Annotated in this window: 17 protein-coding genes and 1 riboswitch; of the genes, 8 read left to right on the forward strand and 9 right to left on the reverse strand. The window is 53.6% G+C overall.

Annotated elements, in window-relative coordinates:
- Positions 1-155: 155 nt before the first annotated feature.
- On the reverse strand, positions 156-1,013 hold the full coding sequence (murI, locus tag JG725_RS09300) for a glutamate racemase (RefSeq protein WP_199377748.1): 858 nt from the start codon (positions 1,011-1,013) through the stop codon (positions 156-158).
- The gene (gene btuB / locus JG725_RS09305) at positions 958-2,820 is read right to left on the reverse strand and encodes a TonB-dependent vitamin B12 receptor BtuB (RefSeq protein ID WP_199377750.1); all 1,863 of its coding nucleotides are present in this window, start codon (positions 2,818-2,820) and stop codon (positions 958-960) included. Before btuB ends, murI begins: the two co-directional genes overlap by 56 nt.
- Before the next feature lie 66 nt (positions 2,821-2,886).
- A riboswitch (cobalamin riboswitch) is annotated at positions 2,887-3,110 on the reverse strand.
- Positions 3,111-3,240: 130 nt separating this feature from the next.
- On the opposite strand from btuB, the gene trmA reads away from it, so the two are divergent.
- The gene (gene trmA / locus JG725_RS09310) at positions 3,241-4,344 is read left to right on the forward strand and encodes a tRNA (uridine(54)-C5)-methyltransferase TrmA (RefSeq protein WP_199377752.1); all 1,104 of its coding nucleotides are present in this window, start codon (positions 3,241-3,243) and stop codon (positions 4,342-4,344) included.
- A gap of 34 nt (positions 4,345-4,378) precedes the next feature.
- Here the strand turns inward: trmA and JG725_RS09315 are convergent, their stop codons facing one another.
- On the reverse strand, positions 4,379-4,762 hold the full coding sequence (locus tag JG725_RS09315; protein ID WP_172290437.1) for a YijD family membrane protein: 384 nt from the start codon (positions 4,760-4,762) through the stop codon (positions 4,379-4,381).
- A gap of 36 nt (positions 4,763-4,798) precedes the next feature.
- Entirely contained in the window at positions 4,799-5,431 is a 633-nt protein-coding gene (fabR, locus tag JG725_RS09320; protein ID WP_172290653.1) for an HTH-type transcriptional repressor FabR, read from the reverse strand.
- Positions 5,432-5,629: 198 nt separating this feature from the next.
- Between fabR and sthA the strand changes: the two genes are divergently transcribed.
- Positions 5,630-7,030 carry a Si-specific NAD(P)(+) transhydrogenase gene (gene sthA, locus JG725_RS09325; RefSeq protein WP_172290654.1) on the forward strand — a complete coding sequence of 467 codons (1,401 nt, stop codon included), beginning with the start codon at positions 5,630-5,632 and terminating at the stop codon, positions 7,028-7,030.
- On the opposite strand, the gene oxyR is transcribed toward sthA, so the two are convergent.
- The 4 genes from oxyR to metB all read right to left on the reverse strand — a co-directional run bounded on the left by oxyR (position 7,013) and on the right by metB (position 13,256).
- Positions 7,013-7,930, reverse strand: a complete 918-nt coding sequence (oxyR, locus tag JG725_RS09330) for a DNA-binding transcriptional regulator OxyR (protein WP_172290438.1) — start codon at positions 7,928-7,930, stop codon at positions 7,013-7,015. The genes sthA and oxyR overlap by 18 nt on opposite strands.
- A 619-nt stretch (positions 7,931-8,549) precedes the next feature.
- Positions 8,550-9,443: a methylenetetrahydrofolate reductase gene (gene metF / locus JG725_RS09335; RefSeq protein ID WP_172290439.1), complete on the reverse strand. Its 894-nt coding sequence runs from the start codon at positions 9,441-9,443 to the stop codon at positions 8,550-8,552.
- A gap of 214 nt (positions 9,444-9,657) precedes the next feature.
- Positions 9,658-12,093 (reverse strand): bifunctional aspartate kinase/homoserine dehydrogenase II, encoded by a 2,436-nt coding sequence (locus tag JG725_RS09340; RefSeq protein WP_199377754.1) that lies wholly within the window; start codon positions 12,091-12,093, stop codon positions 9,658-9,660.
- 2 nt (positions 12,094-12,095) lie between these two features.
- Positions 12,096-13,256, reverse strand: coding sequence for a cystathionine gamma-synthase (gene metB, locus JG725_RS09345; protein WP_172290441.1), 1,161 nt, complete (start codon positions 13,254-13,256; stop codon positions 12,096-12,098).
- A 249-nt stretch (positions 13,257-13,505) separates the two neighbouring features.
- On the opposite strand from metB, the gene metJ reads away from it, so the two are divergent.
- Positions 13,506-13,823: a met regulon transcriptional regulator MetJ gene (gene metJ, locus JG725_RS09350; RefSeq protein ID WP_121574058.1), complete on the forward strand. Its 318-nt coding sequence runs from the start codon at positions 13,506-13,508 to the stop codon at positions 13,821-13,823.
- 145 nt (positions 13,824-13,968) lie between these two features.
- Here the strand turns inward: metJ and rpmE are convergent, their stop codons facing one another.
- Complete coding sequence (rpmE, locus tag JG725_RS09355; protein WP_172290442.1) at positions 13,969-14,184, reverse strand: 50S ribosomal protein L31; 216 nt, start codon at positions 14,182-14,184, stop codon at positions 13,969-13,971.
- Positions 14,185-14,440: 256 nt separating this feature from the next.
- Between rpmE and priA the strand changes: the two genes are divergently transcribed.
- The 5 genes from priA to hslU all read left to right on the forward strand — a co-directional run bounded on the left by priA (position 14,441) and on the right by hslU (position 20,792).
- Positions 14,441-16,636 (forward strand): primosomal protein N', encoded by a 2,196-nt coding sequence (priA, locus tag JG725_RS09360; protein ID WP_172290443.1) that lies wholly within the window; start codon positions 14,441-14,443, stop codon positions 16,634-16,636.
- 293 nt (positions 16,637-16,929) lie between these two features.
- Positions 16,930-17,940, forward strand: a complete 1,011-nt coding sequence (gene cytR, locus JG725_RS09365; RefSeq protein ID WP_370541637.1) for a DNA-binding transcriptional regulator CytR — start codon at positions 16,930-16,932, stop codon at positions 17,938-17,940.
- Positions 17,941-18,028: 88 nt separating this feature from the next.
- On the forward strand, positions 18,029-18,835 hold the full coding sequence (gene ftsN / locus JG725_RS09370; protein ID WP_199377756.1) for a cell division protein FtsN: 807 nt from the start codon (positions 18,029-18,031) through the stop codon (positions 18,833-18,835).
- Positions 18,836-18,920: 85 nt separating this feature from the next.
- The gene (gene hslV, locus JG725_RS09375) at positions 18,921-19,451 is read left to right on the forward strand and encodes an ATP-dependent protease subunit HslV (RefSeq protein WP_172290446.1); all 531 of its coding nucleotides are present in this window, start codon (positions 18,921-18,923) and stop codon (positions 19,449-19,451) included.
- 9 nt (positions 19,452-19,460) lie between these two features.
- Entirely contained in the window at positions 19,461-20,792 is a 1,332-nt protein-coding gene (hslU, locus tag JG725_RS09380) for an HslU--HslV peptidase ATPase subunit (RefSeq protein WP_172290447.1), read from the forward strand.
- Positions 20,793-20,815 lie beyond the last annotated feature (23 nt).

Consider the following 20,815-nt stretch of genomic DNA (forward strand, 5'->3'; position numbering starts at 1 on the left):
AAGTCAAGTGATTATTGCCTGACTCCTTACCGTCACCCCAACCGCGTAACCGCCGTTGCCGTGTCAGTGGAGGCGCATTATAGGCACTTCCCCGCGGCTTACAAGCGCTAAATGCAAAAAAGCGACCAACCGCCTACTATTTATCCATAACTGTATTAAAGCGGCAGTTTTTCCAGCGAATAAAAACCATAACGCTGTAATACCGGCCAAAGCGTGGCGACATTAGGCGTGATCTTCAGACAATACACTAGGTTCTTTTCTGTCGAGAGCGGCGGCTGTTCAAGATTCGCCACCAGCCATACGGTTCTTCTCGCAATCGCTGCGCCTGAATCCACAAACCGGGTGCCGTCAGGTAAAGCTAGTTGCAGTTCATTCGTTAATAACGGGAAATGTGTACAGCCGAGCACAACCGTATCGGGAGGCTCCGGTAAACGCAGCCACGGACGCAGGGTTTTCCGCAACTCTTCTATCGGGATCATTTCCCCTTGCAGCTTAGCTTCAGCCAGTTCAACCAGTTCGGAAGACCCAAGTAAAAGTATCTGGCAGTCATTGGCGAATCGAGCGATAAGCTCATGCGTATAAGACCGTTGCACAGTGGCCCGCGTAGCCAGCAGACCAACAATACCGTTACGCGTCAGTTTGGCGGCAGGCTTAACGGCAGGCACCACGCCGACGACCGGAAAAGCGAATCGCTCCCGCAAGGCCGGGAGAGAAATGGTGCTGGCGGTATTACAGGCAATGACTACCAGCGCCAGCTGGTGACGTTGCTGAACCGCGGTAACAATTTCAACGACGCGTTCGATAATGAACTGCTGCGGTTTTTCGCCGTAGGGAAACGCTTCATTGTCGAATGCGTAGATATAGTGGAGATCCGGCAACAACTGCCGAATCTCATTGTAAACAGACAACCCGCCCACACCGGAGTCAAATACCAGAATAGTGGGACGGGCTGGCAGGTCAGAAAGTATAGCTTCCGGTGAGATAATATTCTCGTCCTGCCGTTCGGTAGCCATATGCCGTCTCATAATCTTTATCAAACAGGTTGGCGATTCTACCACGAACCGTTAGCTGAGAGGTGACGGGATATGAGGCGGCGAGATCCCACGTGCTATACCCGCCCAGCGTTATGGGTTGAGCGGGAAAAACATCATAATTGGTATCGGGACGCGAACCTTGATATATCCATGTCAGAGACCAATTTACCTTGTCCAGCGTAGTGGAAAGCTCGTATTTCGCTTTCTTGTGAGCCCGTCGGGCCAACGCTTTGTTGGTGGTTTTATCCTTGGCGTCCAAATATTCCAGAGTGACGCTATGCGACAACCACCCTGTATCGTAGGCAGCGGTAAATTCCGCTCCCGTCATCACCGCCTTGCCAATATTGTCGTATGTGCCCGTTGTCGCGCTGATGGAGCGATAGTTGATGAGATTATCAACTTCATTACGATATCCGGAAACGCGCCAGTTCACAGGACCGCTCAGCCCCTCCAGCCCAATTTCCCACTGTTTGCTTTCTTCAGGCGATAAATTGGCGTTTCCTTGCGAGTACGCCGTGTCATATATCTTGTCAAACGTTGGCGCTTTAAACGCCGTGCCGTAAGAGCCGATAACCCGATAGCCTTCAATAAATTCCCATGCCGCGCCTGTCTGCCAGGTACCGTGTCGGCCATACTGTTGATTGTCATCGCCCCGAACCGAGCCTTCCAGCGTTACGGAACCAAACTGTTGCTGAGTAGTAAGGTATATACCGGTGTTATCGCGGCTCTGGGCTTGCGTATATGCGGACGTGCCACCCGGTTGAGCCCGTTCATTACGCCAGTCGGCCCCGACGCTCAGGCTGCCGTTTCCGAGATTAAACACGTTACCCCACTGCAGGCTACGCTGTTCAATCTGCGTAATCGTGCCGTTATATTTCCCGATTAAATCGTTGAAATTCAGATCGTCGTACGTTTGGTAACTGGCGATTAACTGACTGGAATATATTCCCTCGTTGAATTTCAATCCGGCATCATAATTTCGCGTATTCAAATAGCGCTTATCATTACCCGGATAGGCGGAGGCGAGGTCATAATCCGTGTTGTTATCATAGCCATAAGCACGGAAAAAGCCGGAGGCGTTCTCGGAAAAACGCTGTTCAAGCATGCCCCAGAAGGATTTGCTGCGATAGCCATCGTCATCCCTATCAATTGTCGACGGCGAGGAAGGATACACATTGAATCCATGGGTCGCTTCATAACTTCCCGCCACGCTGACGATAGTATCGTCGCCCACATGTCCGCGCACGGCGCCGTCATAGTTCTGGTAAGCATGTGAACCATAGCCCGCGTTTAACCTTCCGCCGTCCTGACCGTGTTCGGTAATAATGTTGATGACTCCCCCGATGGCGTCAGAACCATAAACGGCTGAGCGAGGTCCGCGGATATACTCGATACGCTGGATCAGCGACATCGGAATCTGATTGAAATCCACACTACCGGTAACCCCCGGAGAAGACATGCGAATACCATCAATCAAGACAAGTACATGGCTTGAATTGGTTCCGCGGATAAATATTGAACTTGACTGCCCCCGCCCCCCATTTTGCGCAATATCCACCCCGGGCAGACGACGCATTACGTCAGTCAGGCTTTTCGCCTGCCAACGCTCGATATCGTCACGGGTAACGATATCGATTGGCGCGAGAACGGAGGAAACAGGTTGAGGGAACCGGTTCGCCGTAACGACCAGTTCTTCGGCATTCTCTTGCGGTGAATTATTGTCTTGCGCCCAGGCGGAAAAAGCTGTAACAGAGAGCGCCGTCAGCAGCATGGTTTTATTAAACATGAATCGAGCATCCAACCATAGATAAGGATGCCGCATTACCATGATGAATAGCACGCGATGATCATGGTCACTGCGACGTATACCGGCAGGTCTTCGGGCTTGGGGCCGTTGTTACCATGATGCAAAACAGACATGGTGGAACAACAAAGAGCGATGACTTCCCATCTTCAAAAGACAGTGTCTGCATAAATGCTATCGTTCAGGCTACCCTTACCGCTGCGCGTCAGCTCCAGATTCACACTGGATTCCCTTTTAACTCAGATTGCGAGGCCGGACGACCATGCTATGATCGCCTTACGCAGATGTCTAGACTTCCATTTCACGACCAACCGTTCGCGCGACAAAACTGGACATCCCGACCGGATTCCCTACAATTCCGGCCAATAAAACCCTTTTAGATGCCGTTCAGACGAGAAAACCATGACGCCAGAAACCCTGCCCATCGATCAGTACGACGACCAACTCACACAAAAAACGGAACGTCTGTGCGGGATGATGGCGCAGTTTGATGCGCCGGCGCCGGCCGTTTTCCGTTCCCCAACCAGCCATTACCGGATGCGCGCCGAGTTTCGTATCTGGCATGATGGTGACGATCTCTACCACATTATGTTCGATCAGCAGACCAAGCAGCGTATCCGGGTCGATCAATTTCCTGCGGCCAGCGAGTTGATTAACCGACTGATGCCGCTGCTGATTGCCGCATTACGGCCCAATCCGATCCTGCGCCAGAAGCTGTTTCAGATTGACTATCTTTCCACATTAAGCGGCGAAGTGGTGGTTTCCCTGTTATATCACCGGGCGTTGAATGACGAATGGCGACAGCATGCCAGCACGCTGCGGGACGCGTTACGCTCACAGGGTTTTCAGCTCCAGCTTATTGGGCGAGCGACAAAAACCAAAATTTGTCTGGATCGGGATTATGTAGACGAATGTCTGCCCGTCGCAGGACGGAATATGGTTTATCGCCAGGTGGAAAACAGCTTCACCCAGCCTAACGCGGCGATGAATATTCAAATGCTGGAATGGGCGTTGAAAGCCACTGAAGGCGCAACCGGTGATTTGCTGGAGTTGTACTGCGGTAACGGGAACTTCTCACTGGCGCTGGCGCGCAATTTTGATCGCGTTCTGGCGACCGAAATCGCCAAGCCTTCGGTGGCTGCGGCGCAATATAACATTGCCGCCAATCATATTGATAACGTGCAGATTATCCGCATGGCGGCGGAAGAATTTACGCAAGCGATGAACGGAGTGCGTCAGTTTAAGCGTTTACAAGGCATTGATCTGACGGGCTATCGCTGCGAAACCATTTTCGTCGACCCGCCGCGCAGCGGGCTGGATACAGAAACGGTCAAACTGGTACAAGCTTATCCGCGTATTCTCTACATTTCCTGCAACCCGGAAACGTTGTGCCAAAATCTGGAGACGCTGACTGAAACCCATAAAATCAGCCAGTTATCGCTGTTTGACCAATTCCCCTACACCCACCACATGGAGTGCGGCGTGCTGTTGGAGCAACGCCGGTAATCGTTGTCATGCAGGCGGTCTCAACCGCCTGTGTTCATAATTCGGGCGGCTCGCGCTCTTCGGCTGATTTACGGCCCCTCAGCTTAAGACCAATCCAGAATACCAACGCCACGCAAAGAATCGAGGGAACAAAGTTTGAGCCGATGGCGGGGTACTCAACACGTACAATCGCGCTATAGAGTAACAATCCTAACAAGAAACAGGCGGCCGCCAGCATAGGAATACCTTCCGGCATGCTGTGGTGCATATAACGCTGGTGCAGACAATATACGGATAAGACCAGCGCAATCAGGGGGAATATCGAAAAAGGAACGAGGGTGCTGAACAACGCCGCAAATGAGCCGTTAACCGACAAACCGGCGACCAGCGCCAGAAGCAGCGTACCTTTTTCCCGATGATGATGAGGTTGTTCTGTCATGGCCTTTCCTTTCTCATGCCTGTCTACACCTAAAATTTACGACGTACCGGATGTGTTGTCCTGCTCTTTGCGATACCAGTAGTAAGCGCCTTTAGAAATCATACGCAGTTGCAATACCAACCGCTCCTCCAACTGCCTCCGCTGTTCCAGGCCGACATCCAGCGCCTCCGCCCCGGCGCTGAAAACAATGGTGACCATCGCTTCCGACTGCGCTTCCGCAAAACTACGCGGGATATGATTTTCGACTTCCAGATAGTCCGCCAGTTCAGCGATAAAATGCTGGATCTCACGGGCCACCGCCGCACGAAATGCGGCGGAAGTTCCCGAGCGCTCACGTAATAACAGCCTGAAAGCATTTGGGTTATTACCAATGAACTCCATAAAGGTTGAAACGGATGTTTTTATTACGCTGCCGCTTTTGGCAATCCGCTGCCGTGCCTGACGCATCAACTGACGCAACATGAGCCCGCTTTCATCCACCATCGTCAGCCCCAGCTCATCCACGTCACGGAAGTGACGGTAGAAAGAGGTGGGCGCGATACCGGCTTCACGCGCGACTTCGCGTAAACTCAGGCTGGCAAAACTGCGTTCAGCGCTTAACTGGCTGAACGCCGCCTCAATAAGGGAACGACGAGTCCGTTCTTTTTGTTGTGCTCTGACACCCATTATCCTGCCTAAATCATCTGCTTTCCTTTCCAGAAAGGCACTATAGCAAACTTTATTGTCAGCATACTGAGACAAAGTTTGTCATATTAAAAATGTGATAACCGCTTTCCATAATAACAATAAGGATGATTGGGTTCCTTTACGGCAGATGTTACAATTACGTTATTGTTTTGTATAACCCAGGTTTCCCCTACTATGACTATGCAACAGCAATTCGATTATGACGCCATCGTTATCGGTTCCGGGCCCGGCGGTGAAGGCGCCGCCATGGGGTTAGCCAAACAGGGCGCAAAAATAGCGGTGATTGAACGGCACTATAATGTCGGCGGCGGTTGCACCCATTGGGGAACGATTCCCTCCAAAGCGCTGCGCCATGCCGTCAGCCGTATTATTGAATTCAACCAAAACCCGCTATACAGCGATAACGCCCGCGTTATCAGCTCTTCATTCGCCGACATTCTTCGCCACGCAGACAGCGTTATCGGCCAACAAACCCAAATGCGTCAGGGATTTTACGAACGTAATCAGTGCGACCTGTTCTCTGGCGAGGCGCGGTTTATTGATGCGCATACCCTTGCCATTCATTACCCGGACAATACCCACGATACGCTGACCGCGGCCAATATCATTATTGCCACAGGTTCGCGCCCCTACCATCCGGCAGAAGTCGACTTCAACCACGCCCGAATCTACGACAGCGATTCCATACTGCAACTCGATCACGAACCTCGGCACGTCATCATCTACGGGGCGGGGGTAATTGGCTGTGAGTACGCGTCCATTTTCCGTGGTCTTAACGTCAAAGTTGATCTGATCAATACCCGCGATCGCCTGCTGGCCTTTCTCGATCAGGAGATGTCGGACGCTCTGTCTTATCATTTCTGGAACAACGGCGTGGTGATCCGCCATAACGAAGAATTTGAAAACATTGAGGGCGTGGATAACGGGGTCGTCGTTAACCTCAAGTCAGGTAAAAAGATGAAGGCCGATTGCCTGTTGTACGCCAACGGTCGCACCGGCAACACCGAAACACTCGGTCTGGAACAAATCGGCCTGAGCACCGACAGCCGCGGGCAACTCAGCGTCAACAGCATGTATCAGACCGGGCTGGCGCACATTTACGCCGTCGGCGACGTCATCGGCTATCCCAGTCTGGCCTCCGCTGCTTACGATCAAGGTCGCCTTGCCGCCCAGGCCATCATCAAAGGCGATGCCAGCGCCCATTTGATTGAAGATATTCCCACCGGGATTTATACCATTCCTGAAATCAGTTCCGTGGGGAAAACCGAGCAGCAGCTCACGGCAATGAAAGTACCTTATGAAGTAGGCCGCGCGCAGTTCAAGCATCTGGCGCGCGCGCAGATTGTCGGAATGAACGTGGGAAGCCTGAAGATCTTATTTCATCGGGAAACGAAAAAAATACTGGGGATCCACTGCTTTGGCGAGCGAGCGGCGGAAATTATTCATATCGGGCAGGCGATTATGGAACAGAAAGGTGAAGGTAATACTATCGAATACTTCGTTAATACTACCTTCAATTATCCAACCATGGCAGAAGCCTACCGGGTTGCGGCGCTAAACGGGTTAAACCGCCTGTTTTGACACGGATTCCATATAAACTTGCATATGCTCGCGGATGGTATCGGCCAATTGTTCATAGCGTCCGCGCAGCGGCGAGCCGGGGCGATAAACCAGTGCAATGGTGCGCTTCGGCTCGGGTTTATAGCAGGTCAAATAGCAAACGCCGTCGCGCTCGCGCTCATGCGGCACCGATAGCGATGGCAACAGCGTGATCCCGCTGCCTGCCGCCACCATGTTGCGCAGCGTTTCCAGGCTGGTCGCGCGGAAATGCGTATCTTCGTCGGCGCCGGCCTGAAAACAGAACCCCATTGCCTGATCGCGCAGACAATGCCCGTCCTCCAGCATCAGTAGTTTTTCACCGGCCAGATCGGCCATCGCCACCCGTTCCCGATTCGCCCAGGGGTGATCCTGATAAATGGCCAGCTTCATCGGCTCATCAAACAAGGGCACTTCGATAAAGGCTTCGGACTCTTTCACCAGCGCCAATATGGCGCAATCCAGCTTGCCGCTGTCCAGTTGCGCCAAAAGCTGATGGGTCTGTGCTTCATGCAGATACATTTCGAGCTTGGGGAACGTACGGTGCAACATCGGAATGATTTGCGGCAGCAGGTAGGGGCCGACTGTCGGGATCAGGCCGATATGCAACGGCCCCGACATCGTTTCGCCCTGCTGGCTGGCCATCTCTTTCAATACTTTCACCTCGCGTAATACGGTGCGAGCCTGTTCAACCAGCAATAAACCGGCCTGGGTAAACAGGACTTTTCTACTGGTTCGTTCCAGCAGCATAACCCCTAATTCATCTTCCAACTTACGGATTTGTCCACTGAGTGTTGGCTGACTAACGTGGCAAGAATCCGCGGCACGTCGAAAATGACGATGTTCTGCTAACGCCACCAAATACTCTAAATCCCGAATATTCATTTATTATTCTCCTTATCATGATAGCAAACAACGATAGATAGAGTGGCAACGAGAGATTATCCCTATCAATATCTAAAGTAAATAATACCTTCCATCGAAGCATATCTATTTATTTCTACCTAAATAAAACAATATTTTACTATTAATAGGTCGAGTCCGTGTCTATCAGTCAGGAACCGCCGCCAATGACTTCCTAAGCGTCAGAGCGCTCAATGAAATGCGGTCAGAACAGCGAGTTGTTCAGTAATAAACCGTCATGGTTTTCGATTCATCGGCCAACGCTTCCCGCTATCCGTCACGCTATAACGAGTTAGCAGACGTATTCAAGCAATTTGGCATTGATAGCATTTTGTGTATTTCGATTAACAACGCATTTGTGATGAATGCCGGGAAAACAGGCCAACATGCGCATATATCGCATTCATGCGCGACGAAAAAGTGAACTCAATAATGGCATGAATATGCCGATGGTAAAAACCAACTTTGGATTTTTACTCGGTGAAAGGAGGTATTATCCGGGGTGGAGCGCGAAAGGACGGTTCAGTGCAAGCAGGATGGAGCCAGGGAGATTTTTCAGCGGCGTGAAACCCTGCCGCCGCAGGGTTTTCATTCATCCCGTTCAGGCGATAGCGGGGCGCACGCCCAACGTATGACAAATCGCGTAGCTCAATTCAGCGCGATTGAGGGTATAGAAGTGGAAATCTTTTACTCCTTCACGGCTCAGGATTTTCACCATATCCATAGCTATGGATGCGCCGACCATTTTACGGGTCTCAGGATCATTATCCAGACCGTCAAACATCGCCGTCATCCAGTTCGGCACACGAACGTTAGTCAGGGTGGCGAAGCGCTGTAACTGCTTGAAGTTGGATACGGGCAGGATACCGGGCACGATCTCGACATCAATGCCGGTGGAAACGCAGCGGTCACGAAAACGGAGGTAGCTTTCCACATCAAAAAAGAACTGGGTGATCGCCCGATTAGCGCCGGCGTCGATTTTACGCTTCAGATTGATCAGGTCAGCCTGAGCGCTTTTGGCCTCTGGGTGTACTTCCGGGTAGGCCGCAACGGAAATATCAAAGTCGCCGACTTCTTTTAGCAGCGAGACTAAATCGGCAGCATACATTTTCGGTTTGCCGCCGCCTTCAGGTAAATCTCCGCGCAACGCCACGATATGTCGAATACCGCTCTGCCAGTAATCTTGCGCGATTTCACGCAGATGGTCGCGAGATGCGTCAATGCAGGTAAGATGCGGCGCCGCTTCCAGACCCGTGCGTTCTTTAATCGTCTTAATGATGCTATGAGTACGGTCACGCTCACCAGAATTCGCTCCGTAGGTGACGGAAACAAACTTCGGCTTGAGGCTGCTCAGACGGTCAATGGAATTCCACAGCGTTTTTTCCATTTCATTGGTGCGCGGTGGGAAAAACTCAAATGAAACATTAATTTGTCCCTGTAGTTCCGCGAGACTTTGATTCAGCGCTTCCCGCTGGTTTGCGTGAAAAAAACTCATCCTGCCACCCCATCAACCGTTGCCGTGATTATTATTTGCAAACGTCTATACGTTTAGACGTCTATATAGAAAATGACGCAATCTGCCTAAAGAGTCAATGCTTTTAATCGGGATAGACGGTGATGATTACTCATGTAACGTGAAGGATATTCATGATGGCGCGCGACGGCGGCAACGAACGGCGAGTCGCTCGTTACCGCCGTGATCATTGGCCTTAAAGCAGCTGCGCCAGACGATTTAAATCCGACTGGATAGCCCCGGCCGTTACATCCCGTCCGGCGCCCGGGCCGCGGATTACCAGCGGATTATCCCGATACCAGCGGCTTTCAATGGCAAATACGTTATCGCACGGCAACAACGACGCCAGCGGGTGATCGGGTCTTACCGCCTCAACGCCGACGCGGGCCTTACCGTTGCTGTCAAAGCGGGCGACATGACGCAAGACCAGCCCCATTTCCTGCGCCGCCTCCAATCGTTGCAGCATCTGCTCATTCAGCGATTCGCCATTCTCAAAGAATTGATCGACGGAACCTTGCTCTCCCCCCGCCGGAACCAGTGATTCAACACGAACCTGGCTCGGTTCAATTTCATATCCGGCCTCACGCGCCAGGATCACCAGCTTACGCATGACATCCTGACCTGACAGGTCGACGCGCGGATCGGGTTCCGTCAATCCTTGCTGACAGGCCTGATCGACCAGCTCGGTGAACGGCACTGAACCATCAAATTGCAGGAATAGCCACGACAGCGTGCCAGAGAAAATGCCGCTGATCGCCAGAATACTATCGCCGCTTTCCCGCAGATCCCTGACGGCAAAGTTCACCGGCAAGCCCGCGCCGACAGTGGCGTTGTATAACCAGTGGCGGCCGGTTTTGGCGAAAGCATCCCGGATCTGGCGATAATTATTGCCGCCGGAAGCGCCCGCCAGCTTATTCGCGCTGATCACATGGAAACCGTAGCTGGCGAAATCAAGGTATAAATCGGCAACCGACTCGCTGGCGGTCACATCCAGCACCACTAAATCGTCAAACGGATGCGCGCGCATCCACAGGAACAGATCTTCGCCATCATGCTCCCGCGCTTCATTCTCAAAAAAGGCTAATACCCGGCTGGCATCCAGACCGTCGTAATTCAACAAACTGCGGGTACTGTCCACCACGCCGGCGAGAATAAACTCAAACCCGGTGCGGGCGGAAATATTGGTCTGCTCGCGGGCGAACAGCTCCAGCCAGCGGGAACCGATATTTCCCTTGCCGAACAATACCAGACCAATGCGCTTTTCCGCCCGGAACAACGAATGATGCAGCCCGCGGATCAGGTGTTCTGTCGGCCCGACGCGCAGCACAGCCACCAGACTGATGCCATCTTCCGACTGCCAGATAAACTCGGTCGGCTGATCTTTCAATTGCTGGTAAAAGCGGTGACTATGCAAAGGATTTTTGCAGACGCCGGCGCCCACCATCGCCACCAGCGCCAACCCTTCGCGCATCGTTAATCGCGCGGGCGCCGCAGCCTGGTTGAGTAACCGCCAGGCGCTATCGACCACCTCAGAGGTGTAGCACAGTTGCAGCAGGTTGCGATCGTGATGGATCCCCGTCGCCAACGGTTTTATCTGCGCGCGATTCAGTAGCTGTTCAATCTCTTTTTGTATCAGAGAGAAGTCATGTTCCGTCGGCACCTGAACTTCAATCAGACAAACGTCATCATGGCTGGTGACGATTTTGGCCCCCGTACCGGAGGCCAGTACGCGCTCGATACGGGTAGAACCCTGTTCCGGCTGGTAACTGCAACGCAGTTGCAGATCGATATCGCTGCCGGATACCGGCTGTAACGTGCGGGTATGCAGCACCGGCGCGGCCAATCGCGCCAGTTCGCTGACCTCATCCAGCCGCAGCAGCGGCAGCAGACAGGCATCCTTAACTTTTCGCGGATCCGCGCTGTAAACCCCGGCGACATCACTCCAGATGGTCACACGTTCAACGCCGGCCAACGCACCGATTTGCGTCGCGGAATAGTCGCTGCCATTGCGTCCCAGCAATACCGTTTCACCGGCATCGTTACGACAGATAAACCCGGTAACCACCAGACGCTGCCCCACATGCTGGGTCAGACGCTGTTGCAGCAAAGGCCAGGAACGCCCTTCATCCACCTGCGGCTGCGCCGCTCGCTCCGCACGCAGAAAGTCACGCGCGTCCAGCCAGGACGCTTGCATATCCAGATGGTTGAGCAGCGCGGACATCAGACGGGCCGACCAGATCTCGCCGTGCCCCACCACTTCGGCATACACGGCCTCGCTGATTTTGCCATCCAGAAGCGTCGCTAAACGCTCCAGATCGCGGATAAATTGGGTCGTCAGGGGGTTAGCCGCCTCGGGAGGTAATAACCCGGCGATCAGGTCGCTCTGATAGCGCCGCAACGCCTGCTGAACCTGATGCGCCGACAGTCGATCGCTTTGACTCAGCTTTAACCAGCTGATGAGCTGGTTAGTGGTGCCGCCGGCGGCGGAAACCACCATTAAATCGCCGGGCCGGCTGTATTCGGCCATAATACCGGCGACGCGCTGATAACACTTCACATCAGCCAGGCTACTTCCACCAAACTTATGCAGTTGCCGGCCAGTTACCGTTCCCGCTACTCCTGATGCACTCATTCTTACCTCTTCGCTGCGGCCTGAAATGCACGATCCAGATCGGCAACAAGATCATCACCGTCTTCAATACCGGTTGAAATACGCAATAACGTTTCGGAAATCCCCGCAGCGGCGCGCGCTTCCGGCGCCATACCGGCATGGGTCATCGTCGCGGCATGGGAAATAAGGCTTTCCACCCCACCCAGCGACTCGGCCAGCGTGAAGAACTCCAGCGATTCAAGGAAACGACGCAGAGTGTCTTCATCGCCGTCCAGTTCAAAACTGAGCATCGCGCCAAACCCGGATTGCTGACGACAGGCTATCTCGTGGCCGGGATTCTGCGGCAGTGAGGGATGATATAATTTTTTCACCAGCGGCTGTTGCTGTAAATACTCAACCAACTGTAGCGCATTTTTCTGCGCCGCCGCCACACGCGGAGACAACGTCCGCAGGCCGCGCAGCAGAAGATAACTATCAAACGCGGCGCCGGTTACGCCAATATTGTTGGCCCACCAGGCAAGTTCGGTTACCGTTTCCGGATCGCGGGCAATCACCGCTCCCGCCACCACGTCGGAATGACCGTTCAGGTATTTAGTGCAGGAGTGCACCACCAAATCCGCCCCCAGAGCCAGCGGCTGCTGCAACGCGGGACTCAGGAAGGTGTTATCCACCAGACTGATGGCGCCCGCGGCGCGCGCCGCCTGGCAAATAGCGGCGATATCCACCACGCGCAGCAGGGGATTGCTGGGACTTTCCACCAGCACCAGTTTTGGCTTCTCTTCCAACGCCGCGTTGAGGGCCGCTTCATCTCCCTGATCGACAAACTTGACGCGGAAAGCGCCCCGTTTGTCTAAACTGTCGAACAGGCGATAGCTGCCGCCATAGCAATCATGCGGCGCGACAAGCAGGTCGCCGGGACGCAGAAAAACCGTACATACCAGCATAATGGCCGACATGCCGCTGCTGGTCATGACCGCACCCGCACCGCCTTCCAGTTCGGCCAGCGCGCGCTGAACGACATCGCGGGTAGGATTGCCCCGGCGAGAGTAATCATGCGTTCTTGGCTGATTAAACCCGGTAAAGTTATAGGTGCTGGAAAGATGAATGGGGGGAACAACGCAGCCATACTGTTCATCGTTATTTAATCCGCTGCGAACTGCGATCGTTGCCTGTTTACGCGTCATCTGCTCTTTTCCTGGCTGGAGGCTGAAGATAGGAACTCAAGAGTAAACTCAGTTGACTTGGACGTCAATACATCTAGACTTCTAAACTTCTTTGCGTATAGATTGAGCATAAGCGTAATAACCGCTAGAATCGTGGTATTTCATGACAGATGCTACACCCAATAGATTTCAGGATGCGGAAAGCCCACGCGCCGTCAATCTGAAAGATAACGGGTATATCTCCATTACGACTAATTTTTAAGGTATCCCATGGCTGAGTGGAACGGCGAGTATGTCAGCCCCTACGCTGAACACGGTAAAAAAAGCGAACAGGTGAAGAAAATCACCGTATCTATTCCGCTGAAAGTATTAAAGATACTAACCGATGAGCGGACCCGGCGTCAGGTTAACAACCTGCGTCACGCAACCAACAGCGAGCTGCTGTGTGAAGCCTTTTTACACGCCTTCACCGGCCAGCCGCTGCCCAACGATGAGGATCTGCGTAAAGAACGTAGTGATGAAATTCCAGAAGAAGCCAAAATCATCATGCGGGAAATGGGGATCAACCCGGATACCTGGGAATACTGAGCGGCGACGTAGACGTAAATGATTACACCGGGCGCATTGGCGGTGTTTTTTGGTATTGGAATGACTGATTAAAACAGACGGATGAGAAACAACAAAGGCACCCCGAGGTGCCTTTGTTATCTTTACCGCTCGCCGGGTAAAAAACTTATTTTTTGGCGCCCGGTACGCTGAAACGCTTGTTGAAGCGCTCAACACGACCACCGGTGTCAACAACGCGTTGTTTGCCGGTATAGAACGGGTGGCAAGCGCCACAAACGTCCAGGTTCAGGTCGTGGCCCACGGTAGAGTGGGTTTTGATGACGTTACCGCAAGAGCATGTTGCCGTAACTTCAACATAATTCGGGTGAATACCTTTTTTCATGGGAAACCTCTGTTAAGGCCGTGTCGCTATCCAGCCCTGTTCCGCCAGACACCACACGAAAGTTGAGTAAGAAGTCGAATGCTTCAACCATTATACAATGCAGTATAATGGCGGCGAATCATACAGAAACTAACCACCCGATGCAATCGCATCCACACATTATCCTGCGCAACATGTACACTAGCGCTTTGCGCTATTTCACGCCTATGCCGCGGTTGGTTAAAATCGCCATATTCTGATCCCAGCCGGAGAAGTCATGACTGTCGCTCAGGTCGCACTCGCCGTGCCGTTAGCACGTACATTCGATTATATCCTCCCCGCGGGCGTTGCCCCCCAGGCGGGCGTACGCGTTAGCGTGTCTTTCGGAAACCGCAGGACGATCGGCATTATCGTCGCACTCAGCGAGTCCAGCGAGTTGCCGATGGAACAGCTCAAACCGCTGCACGCCATTCTCGACCAGCAACCGCTGTTTCCGCCCAGCCTGTGGCGCATTTTACTGTGGGCGGCGGACTACTATCACTACCCGATCGGGGAAGTGTTGTTTCATGCTTTACCCATTCTGCTGCGTCAGGGAAAGCCGGCGCACCGCGCGCCGCTGTGGCAATGGTTCGCCACGGAACAGGGTAAAGCGACGCCGCTGGATACGCTGAAACGCGCGCCGAAACAGCAACAGGCGATGGCGGCATTATTTCAGGCTCCGCTTTATCGCCATCAGGTCAGCGAAACCGACCTGACGGAAACGGCGTTACAGGCTTTGCGTAAAAAGGGACTGTGCGATTTAAAAGCCGCCGAACAAGCGGTGCGCGACTGGCGTGAAAATTTCAGCATTTCGGGCGAGCGCCTGCGTCTGAATACCGAACAGGCCACCGCCGTGGGAGCGATCCGCAGTGAAGATAACCATTTTGCCGCCTGGCTGCTGGCGGGGATTACCGGTTCAGGGAAAACGGAGGTTTATCTCAGCGTGCTGGAAAACGTGCTGGCGGAGGGAAAACAGGCATTGGTGCTGGTTCCGGAAATCGGCCTGACGCCGCAGACCATTGCCCGCTTTCGCGAACGCTTCAATGCGCCGGTCGACGTGTTGCATTCCGGTCTGAATGACAGCGAGCGGCTTGCCGTCTGGCTGAACGCCCGCTCGGGCGAGACGGCCATCGTCATCGGCACCCGCTCCGCCCTGTTTACGCCCTTTGCCCGCCTGGGCCTGATCGTGATCGATGAAGAGCATGACAGTTCCTACAAACAGCAGGAAGGCTGGCGTTACCATGCACGCGATCTGGCCGTATTCCGCGCCAGAGAAGAAAATATTCCGATAGTCATGGGCACCGCCACGCCGGCGCTGGAAACGCTGTATAACGTACAGATGGGTAAATACCGGCAGTTGACGCTCAGCAAACGGCCGGGGAACGCCAGACTGGCCAGCCAGCATATTCTTGATTTAAAAGGCCAGCCGCTTACCGCCGGACTGTCACAGCCGTTAATCACCCGCATCCGGCATCATCTGGCTCAGGATAACCAGGTGATTTTATTTCTGAACCGGCGCGGTTTCGCCCCGGTGGTGATGTGCCATGAGTGCGGCTGGATTGCGGAATGCCCGCGTTGCGATCACTATTACACGCTGCATCAGCAGCAGCATATACTGAGCTGCCATCATTGCGATAGCCACCGCCCGGTGCCGGATCAGTGCCCGCAGTGCGGTTCAACCAATCTGGTTCCGGTCGGTATGGGAACCGAACGGCTGGAACAGGTGCTGACGCCGTTGTTTCCGCAAATACCGATTACGCGTATCGATCGCGACACCACCAGCCGCAAAGGCGCGCTCGAACAACAGTTGTCACAGGTGAGGCAAGGCGGCGCCCGCATCCTTATCGGTACGCAGATGCTGGCAAAAGGCCACCATTTTCCCAATGTGACACTGGTTGCGCTGCTGGATGTGGACAGCTCGCTGTTTTCCGCCGACTTTCGCGCCGCCGAGCGTTTCGCCCAACTCTATACGCAGGTTTCAGGGCGCGCGGGCCGGGCGGGGAAAGCGGGAGAAGTGGTGTTGCAGACCCATCATCCGGAACATCCTTTGCTGCAAATCCTGCTGCAACAAGGCTATGACGCCTTTGCCGGTCAAACGTTGAAAGAGAGACAGAGCGTTTTTCTGCCGCCATTCACCAACCATATTTTGTTTCGCGCCGCCGATCATGATAATCAGCAGGCGGCGCTGTTCCTGCAACAGCTGAGGAATCTGCTGGAAAGCAGCCCGCTGCGGGATGAATCACTCTGGTTGCTCGGCCCGGTGCCGGCATTACAACCCAAACGCGCAGGCCGCTTTCGCTGGCAGTTGCTGTTGCAACATCCCTCACGGTCTCTGTTACAACGCCTGGTAAGAACATCAATCCCGTTAATCAACACGCTGCCGCAGTCACGTAAAGTGAAGTGGGTGCTGGATGTCGACCCAACGGACAGTTAGCGTGTCCAACGCTGCCGCTATTGCGAACCGCATCGAGAAACTGACATCTGTCACATTTTCTATGCAAATTAAGCAATGAAAATTGCGCTCAATCTGTTAAGACTGTTCGCGAAAGCAGTATGCTGACAAGAATGGCAACAATAAATACGAAACATAACGAGCGCTGTCATTGATGAATGATGGTTAGTCACCACAGCTGAAGGGGAAACAGACAACCCGGGCTGATAGCGCCAGTTTACGCTGACGCAAGGAGAAAAGCGTTGGAGCAGAAGAGAACCGTTACCACCGCGACGATGAAAGACGTGGCGGATAAGGCCGGCGTGTCAACGGCAACCGTATCCCGTACGTTGATGAATCCGGAAAAAGTATCCGCAACAACACGAAAAAAAGTAGAACACGCGGTTATTGCCGTGGGATATTCTCCCCATTCGTTGGCGCGAAACCTTAAGCGCAATGAATCACGCACCATTTTGACCATTGTACCGGACATCTGCGATCCTTATTTTTCAGAGATATTCAGAGGAATCGAAGAAACCGCGGCCGAACACGGCTATCTGGTGCTGATAGGCGATTGCGCCCACCAGCGCCAGAAAGAGAAAACCTTTGTCGACTTAATCATTACCAAACAGATTGACGGTATGCTGCTGCTGGGCTCCAACCTACCGTTCGATGCGGGCAAAGAAGAGCAGCGGAACCTGCCGCCGATGGTGATGGCCAATGAGTTTTCGCCTGAGTTGGAATTGCCGACCGTACATATTGATAATCTGACGGCCGCCTTTGAGGCTGTGCACTATTTGCATCAATTGGGTCATCAACGCATCGCCTGTATTGCCGGGCCAGAGCATATGCACCTGAGCCAATACCGCTTGCAAGGTTATGTGCAGGCATTGCGTCGCAGCGGCATAACCATTGATAATCAATATATTATCCGGGGCGATTTTAGTTATGAAACCGGGGTGAACGGCTTAATCGCGCTGATGAAGCACCCTCTGCCCCCCAGCGCTATTTTTTGTCATAGCGACATCATGGCGCTTGGCGTACTGTCGCAGGCGAAAAAAATGGGACTGGATATACCGCATGATATCTCCGTGGTCGGTTTTGATGATATCGAGCAAGCGCTATATTGCTCGCCGCCGTTAACCACAGTGGCGCAACCACGTTATCAGATCGGACGCGAAGCAATGCTGCTACTATTAGAGCAACTCCACGGGCACAGGGTTCATACCGGCTCCCGACTGCTGGCCAGCGAGCTGGTGATACGCGAGAGCACCGCGGCGCTGAATTATTCCCGTAGCCGGCTTTAAGACTTCTGGTGCTGGTCAAATATTTTAGGGTTCAGTAACATGGCCTCCTAATTACTTTATTCAATATTCAATTCACAGCGAAACGACAGTGGCACAAAGAGACTATGTCAGCCGGGGGCGCTCAGGCACGCGCCGGAAAAAGACGACCGGCCGGAGAAAGAGCAACACGTCAGGAACGTCCAAAATCATGATAGCTCTCGCTGTCGCCGTTTTGGTCACCTTTGCGGGCGGGTTGTATTTTATCGCCCATAATAAACCGGAAGAGTCGCCGGTATTGCCACATCAAAGTATGGGGAAAGGGAACGGATTGCCTCCCAAGCCGGAGGAGCGTTGGCGTTACATTAAAGAGCTGGAAAACCGCCAGCTTGGCGTTCCTTCCCCCACCGAACCCTCCGCCGGAGGAGAGGTTCAGTCGCCGGTACAGTTGACTGACGAACAGCGCCAACTGCTGGAGCAGATGCAGTCCGATATGCGCCGCCAGCCGACGCAGCTCTCTGAGGTGCCTTATAACGATCAGATCCAGGTGCCGCGTTCACAGGTAATCATCAAACCGCCGACGGAAACACCGGCGCCGGTTTCACGCGCGCCGGTCGCGGCGACGCCGATCGCACCGGTCGCGCCGAAGCAGGAAGCCGTAAAACAACCTGAGACGCCTAAGCCGGAAAAAACGCAACGCTGGATTGTGCAGTGCGGCTCATTCAAAAGCATGGAGCCTGCCGAGTCGGTAAGAGCGCAATTGGCTTTTGCCGGCATTGAAAGCCGGATCGCCTCCAACGGCGGATGGAACCGGATCATGCTGGGCCCCTATAATAATCGTGCGGCCGCCGACAAAATGATCCAGCGTCTTAAGGATGCCGGGACGTCCAGCTGTATCCCGCTTGCCAGCGGGGGTTGAAAAATCCCGCCCCCTCCCCCATCTATAAATTCAATACGCCCCGCCAACCGCGGGGGTCTTTTTATTCGGTAACGGGGATTTACTCGTGACAACAATTGTAAGTGTACGCCGCAACGGCCACGTGGTCATCGGCGGCGATGGGCAGGCCACGCTGGGAAACACCGTGATGAAAGGCAACGTGCGAAAAGTGCGGCGTCTTTATAACGATCGCGTTATCGCCGGTTTTGCCGGCGGTACGGCAGACGCATTTACCCTATTCGAACTTTTTGAGCGCAAGCTGGAAATGCATCAGGGGCATCTTGTGAAAGCCGCCGTAGAACTGGCGAAAGATTGGCGTACCGATCGTATGCTGCGCCGGCTGGAAGCGTTGCTGGCCGTGGCGGATGAAAATGCATCACTGATTATTACCGGTAATGGCGATGTCGTACAGCCGGAAAATGATTTGATCGCCATCGGTTCCGGCGGTCCCTATGCGCAGGCTGCCGCTCGCGCGTTACTGGAAAATACGGAGTTAGGTGCGCGGGATATTGTCGAGAAATCGTTAAGTATTGCCGGCGATATCTGTATCTATACCAACCAGTTCCACACGATTGAAGAATTAGCCTCAAAGGCGTAAGGATCAACTATGTCTGAAATGACCCCGCGCGAAATAGTCAGCGAACTTGATAGCTATATCATCGGTCAACACAAAGCCAAGCGTGCCGTGGCGATTGCGTTGCGTAACCGCTGGCGGCGTATGCAGTTGGAAGAAGTGCTGCGCCACGAAGTCACGCCCAAAAATATCCTGATGATCGGCCCTACCGGGGTGGGTAAAACCGAAATCGCCCGTCGTCTGGCCAAGCTGGCCAACGCGCCGTTCATCAAGGTAGAAGCCACCAAATTCACCGAAGTCGGCTATGTCGGTAAGGAAGTCGACTCGATCATCCGTGATTTAACGGATTCAGCGATAAAAATGGTGCGTCAGCAATCCATTGAGAAGAACCGTCACCGCGCCGAAGAGTTGGCGGAAGAACGTATTCTTGACGTGCTGATCCCCCCGGCTAAAAACAACTGGGGGCAACCGGAAGAGAATGCCGAGCCATCGGCGACGCGTCAGACGTTTCGCAAGAAACTGCGCGAAGGCCAACTGGACGACAGAGAGATTGAAATCGATCTGGCCGCCGCGCCGGTCGGCGTCGAGATCATGGCGCCGCCGGGCATGGAAGAAATGACCAACCAGTTGCAATCCATGTTTCAGAATCTGGCGGGTCAGAAGCAGAAAGCCCGTAAAGTGAAAATCAAGGAGGCCTTCAAGCTGCTGATCGAGGAAGAAGCCGCCAAACTGGTTAACCCGGAAGAGCTGAAGCAGCAGGCGATCGAAGCCGTCGAGCAGCACGGTATCGTGTTTATCGATGAGATCGACAAAATCTGTAAGCGAGGTGAGAGTTCCGGCCCGGACGTGTCCCGCGAAGGCGTACAGCGCGACCTGTTGCCGCTGGTGGAAGGCTGCACCGTCTCCACCAAACACGGTATGGTCAAAACCGACCACATCCTGTTTATCGCATCTGGCGCATTTCAGGTTGCCAGCCCGTCGGATCTGATCCCCGAATTGCAGGGGCGCTTACCCATTCGCGTTGAATTACAGGCGCTGACGACGGAAGATTTTGAGCGTATCCTGACGGAGCCAAGCGCATCATTGACCGAGCAATACAAAGCATTGATGGCAACAGAAGGCGTCGGCATTGAATTCTCCACAGACGGTATCCGCCGCATTGCGGAAGCCGCGTGGCAGGTCAACGAGCGTACAGAGAATATCGGCGCGCGTCGTCTGCATACCGTACTGGAGCGTTTGATTGAAGATATCTCTTACGATGCCAGCGAAATGCACGGTCAAAACGTTACCATTGACGCAGATTACGTACGTAGTCACCTGGATGAATTAGTAGCAGATGAAGATCTGAGCCGATTTATCTTATAATCCGTTTTCACGGATCGTCCTGT

It is taken from the genome of Brenneria sp. L3-3C-1, from assembly GCF_016456245.1.
Classification (GTDB): Bacteria; Pseudomonadota; Gammaproteobacteria; order Enterobacterales; family Enterobacteriaceae; genus Brenneria.

Bases quoted from the DNA above. Each gene is read 5' to 3' on its own strand.
- murI (WP_199377748.1), bottom strand. From the start codon at position 1,013: ATGGCTACCGAACGGCAGGACGAGAATATTATCTCACCGGAAGCTATA.
- trmA (WP_199377752.1), top strand. From the start codon at position 3,241: ATGACGCCAGAAACCCTGCCCATCGATCAGTACGACGACCAACTCACA.
- btuB (WP_199377750.1), bottom strand. From the start codon at position 2,820: ATGTTTAATAAAACCATGCTGCTGACGGCGCTCTCTGTTACAGCTTTT.
- rpmE (WP_172290442.1), bottom strand. From the start codon at position 14,184: ATGAAAAAAGGTATTCACCCGAATTATGTTGAAGTTACGGCAACATGC.
- metF (WP_172290439.1), bottom strand. From the start codon at position 9,443: ATGAGTTTTTTTCACGCAAACCAGCGGGAAGCGCTGAATCAAAGTCTC.
- JG725_RS09315 (WP_172290437.1), bottom strand. From the start codon at position 4,762: ATGACAGAACAACCTCATCATCATCGGGAAAAAGGTACGCTGCTTCTG.
- priA (WP_172290443.1), top strand. From the start codon at position 14,441: ATGACTGTCGCTCAGGTCGCACTCGCCGTGCCGTTAGCACGTACATTC.
- metJ (WP_121574058.1), top strand. From the start codon at position 13,506: ATGGCTGAGTGGAACGGCGAGTATGTCAGCCCCTACGCTGAACACGGT.
- cytR (WP_370541637.1), top strand. From the start codon at position 16,930: ATGAAAGACGTGGCGGATAAGGCCGGCGTGTCAACGGCAACCGTATCC.
- oxyR (WP_172290438.1), bottom strand. From the start codon at position 7,930: ATGAATATTCGGGATTTAGAGTATTTGGTGGCGTTAGCAGAACATCGT.
- JG725_RS09340 (WP_199377754.1), bottom strand. From the start codon at position 12,093: ATGAGTGCATCAGGAGTAGCGGGAACGGTAACTGGCCGGCAACTGCAT.
- metB (WP_172290441.1), bottom strand. From the start codon at position 13,256: ATGACGCGTAAACAGGCAACGATCGCAGTTCGCAGCGGATTAAATAAC.
- sthA (WP_172290654.1), top strand. From the start codon at position 5,630: ATGCAACAGCAATTCGATTATGACGCCATCGTTATCGGTTCCGGGCCC.
- hslU (WP_172290447.1), top strand. From the start codon at position 19,461: ATGTCTGAAATGACCCCGCGCGAAATAGTCAGCGAACTTGATAGCTAT.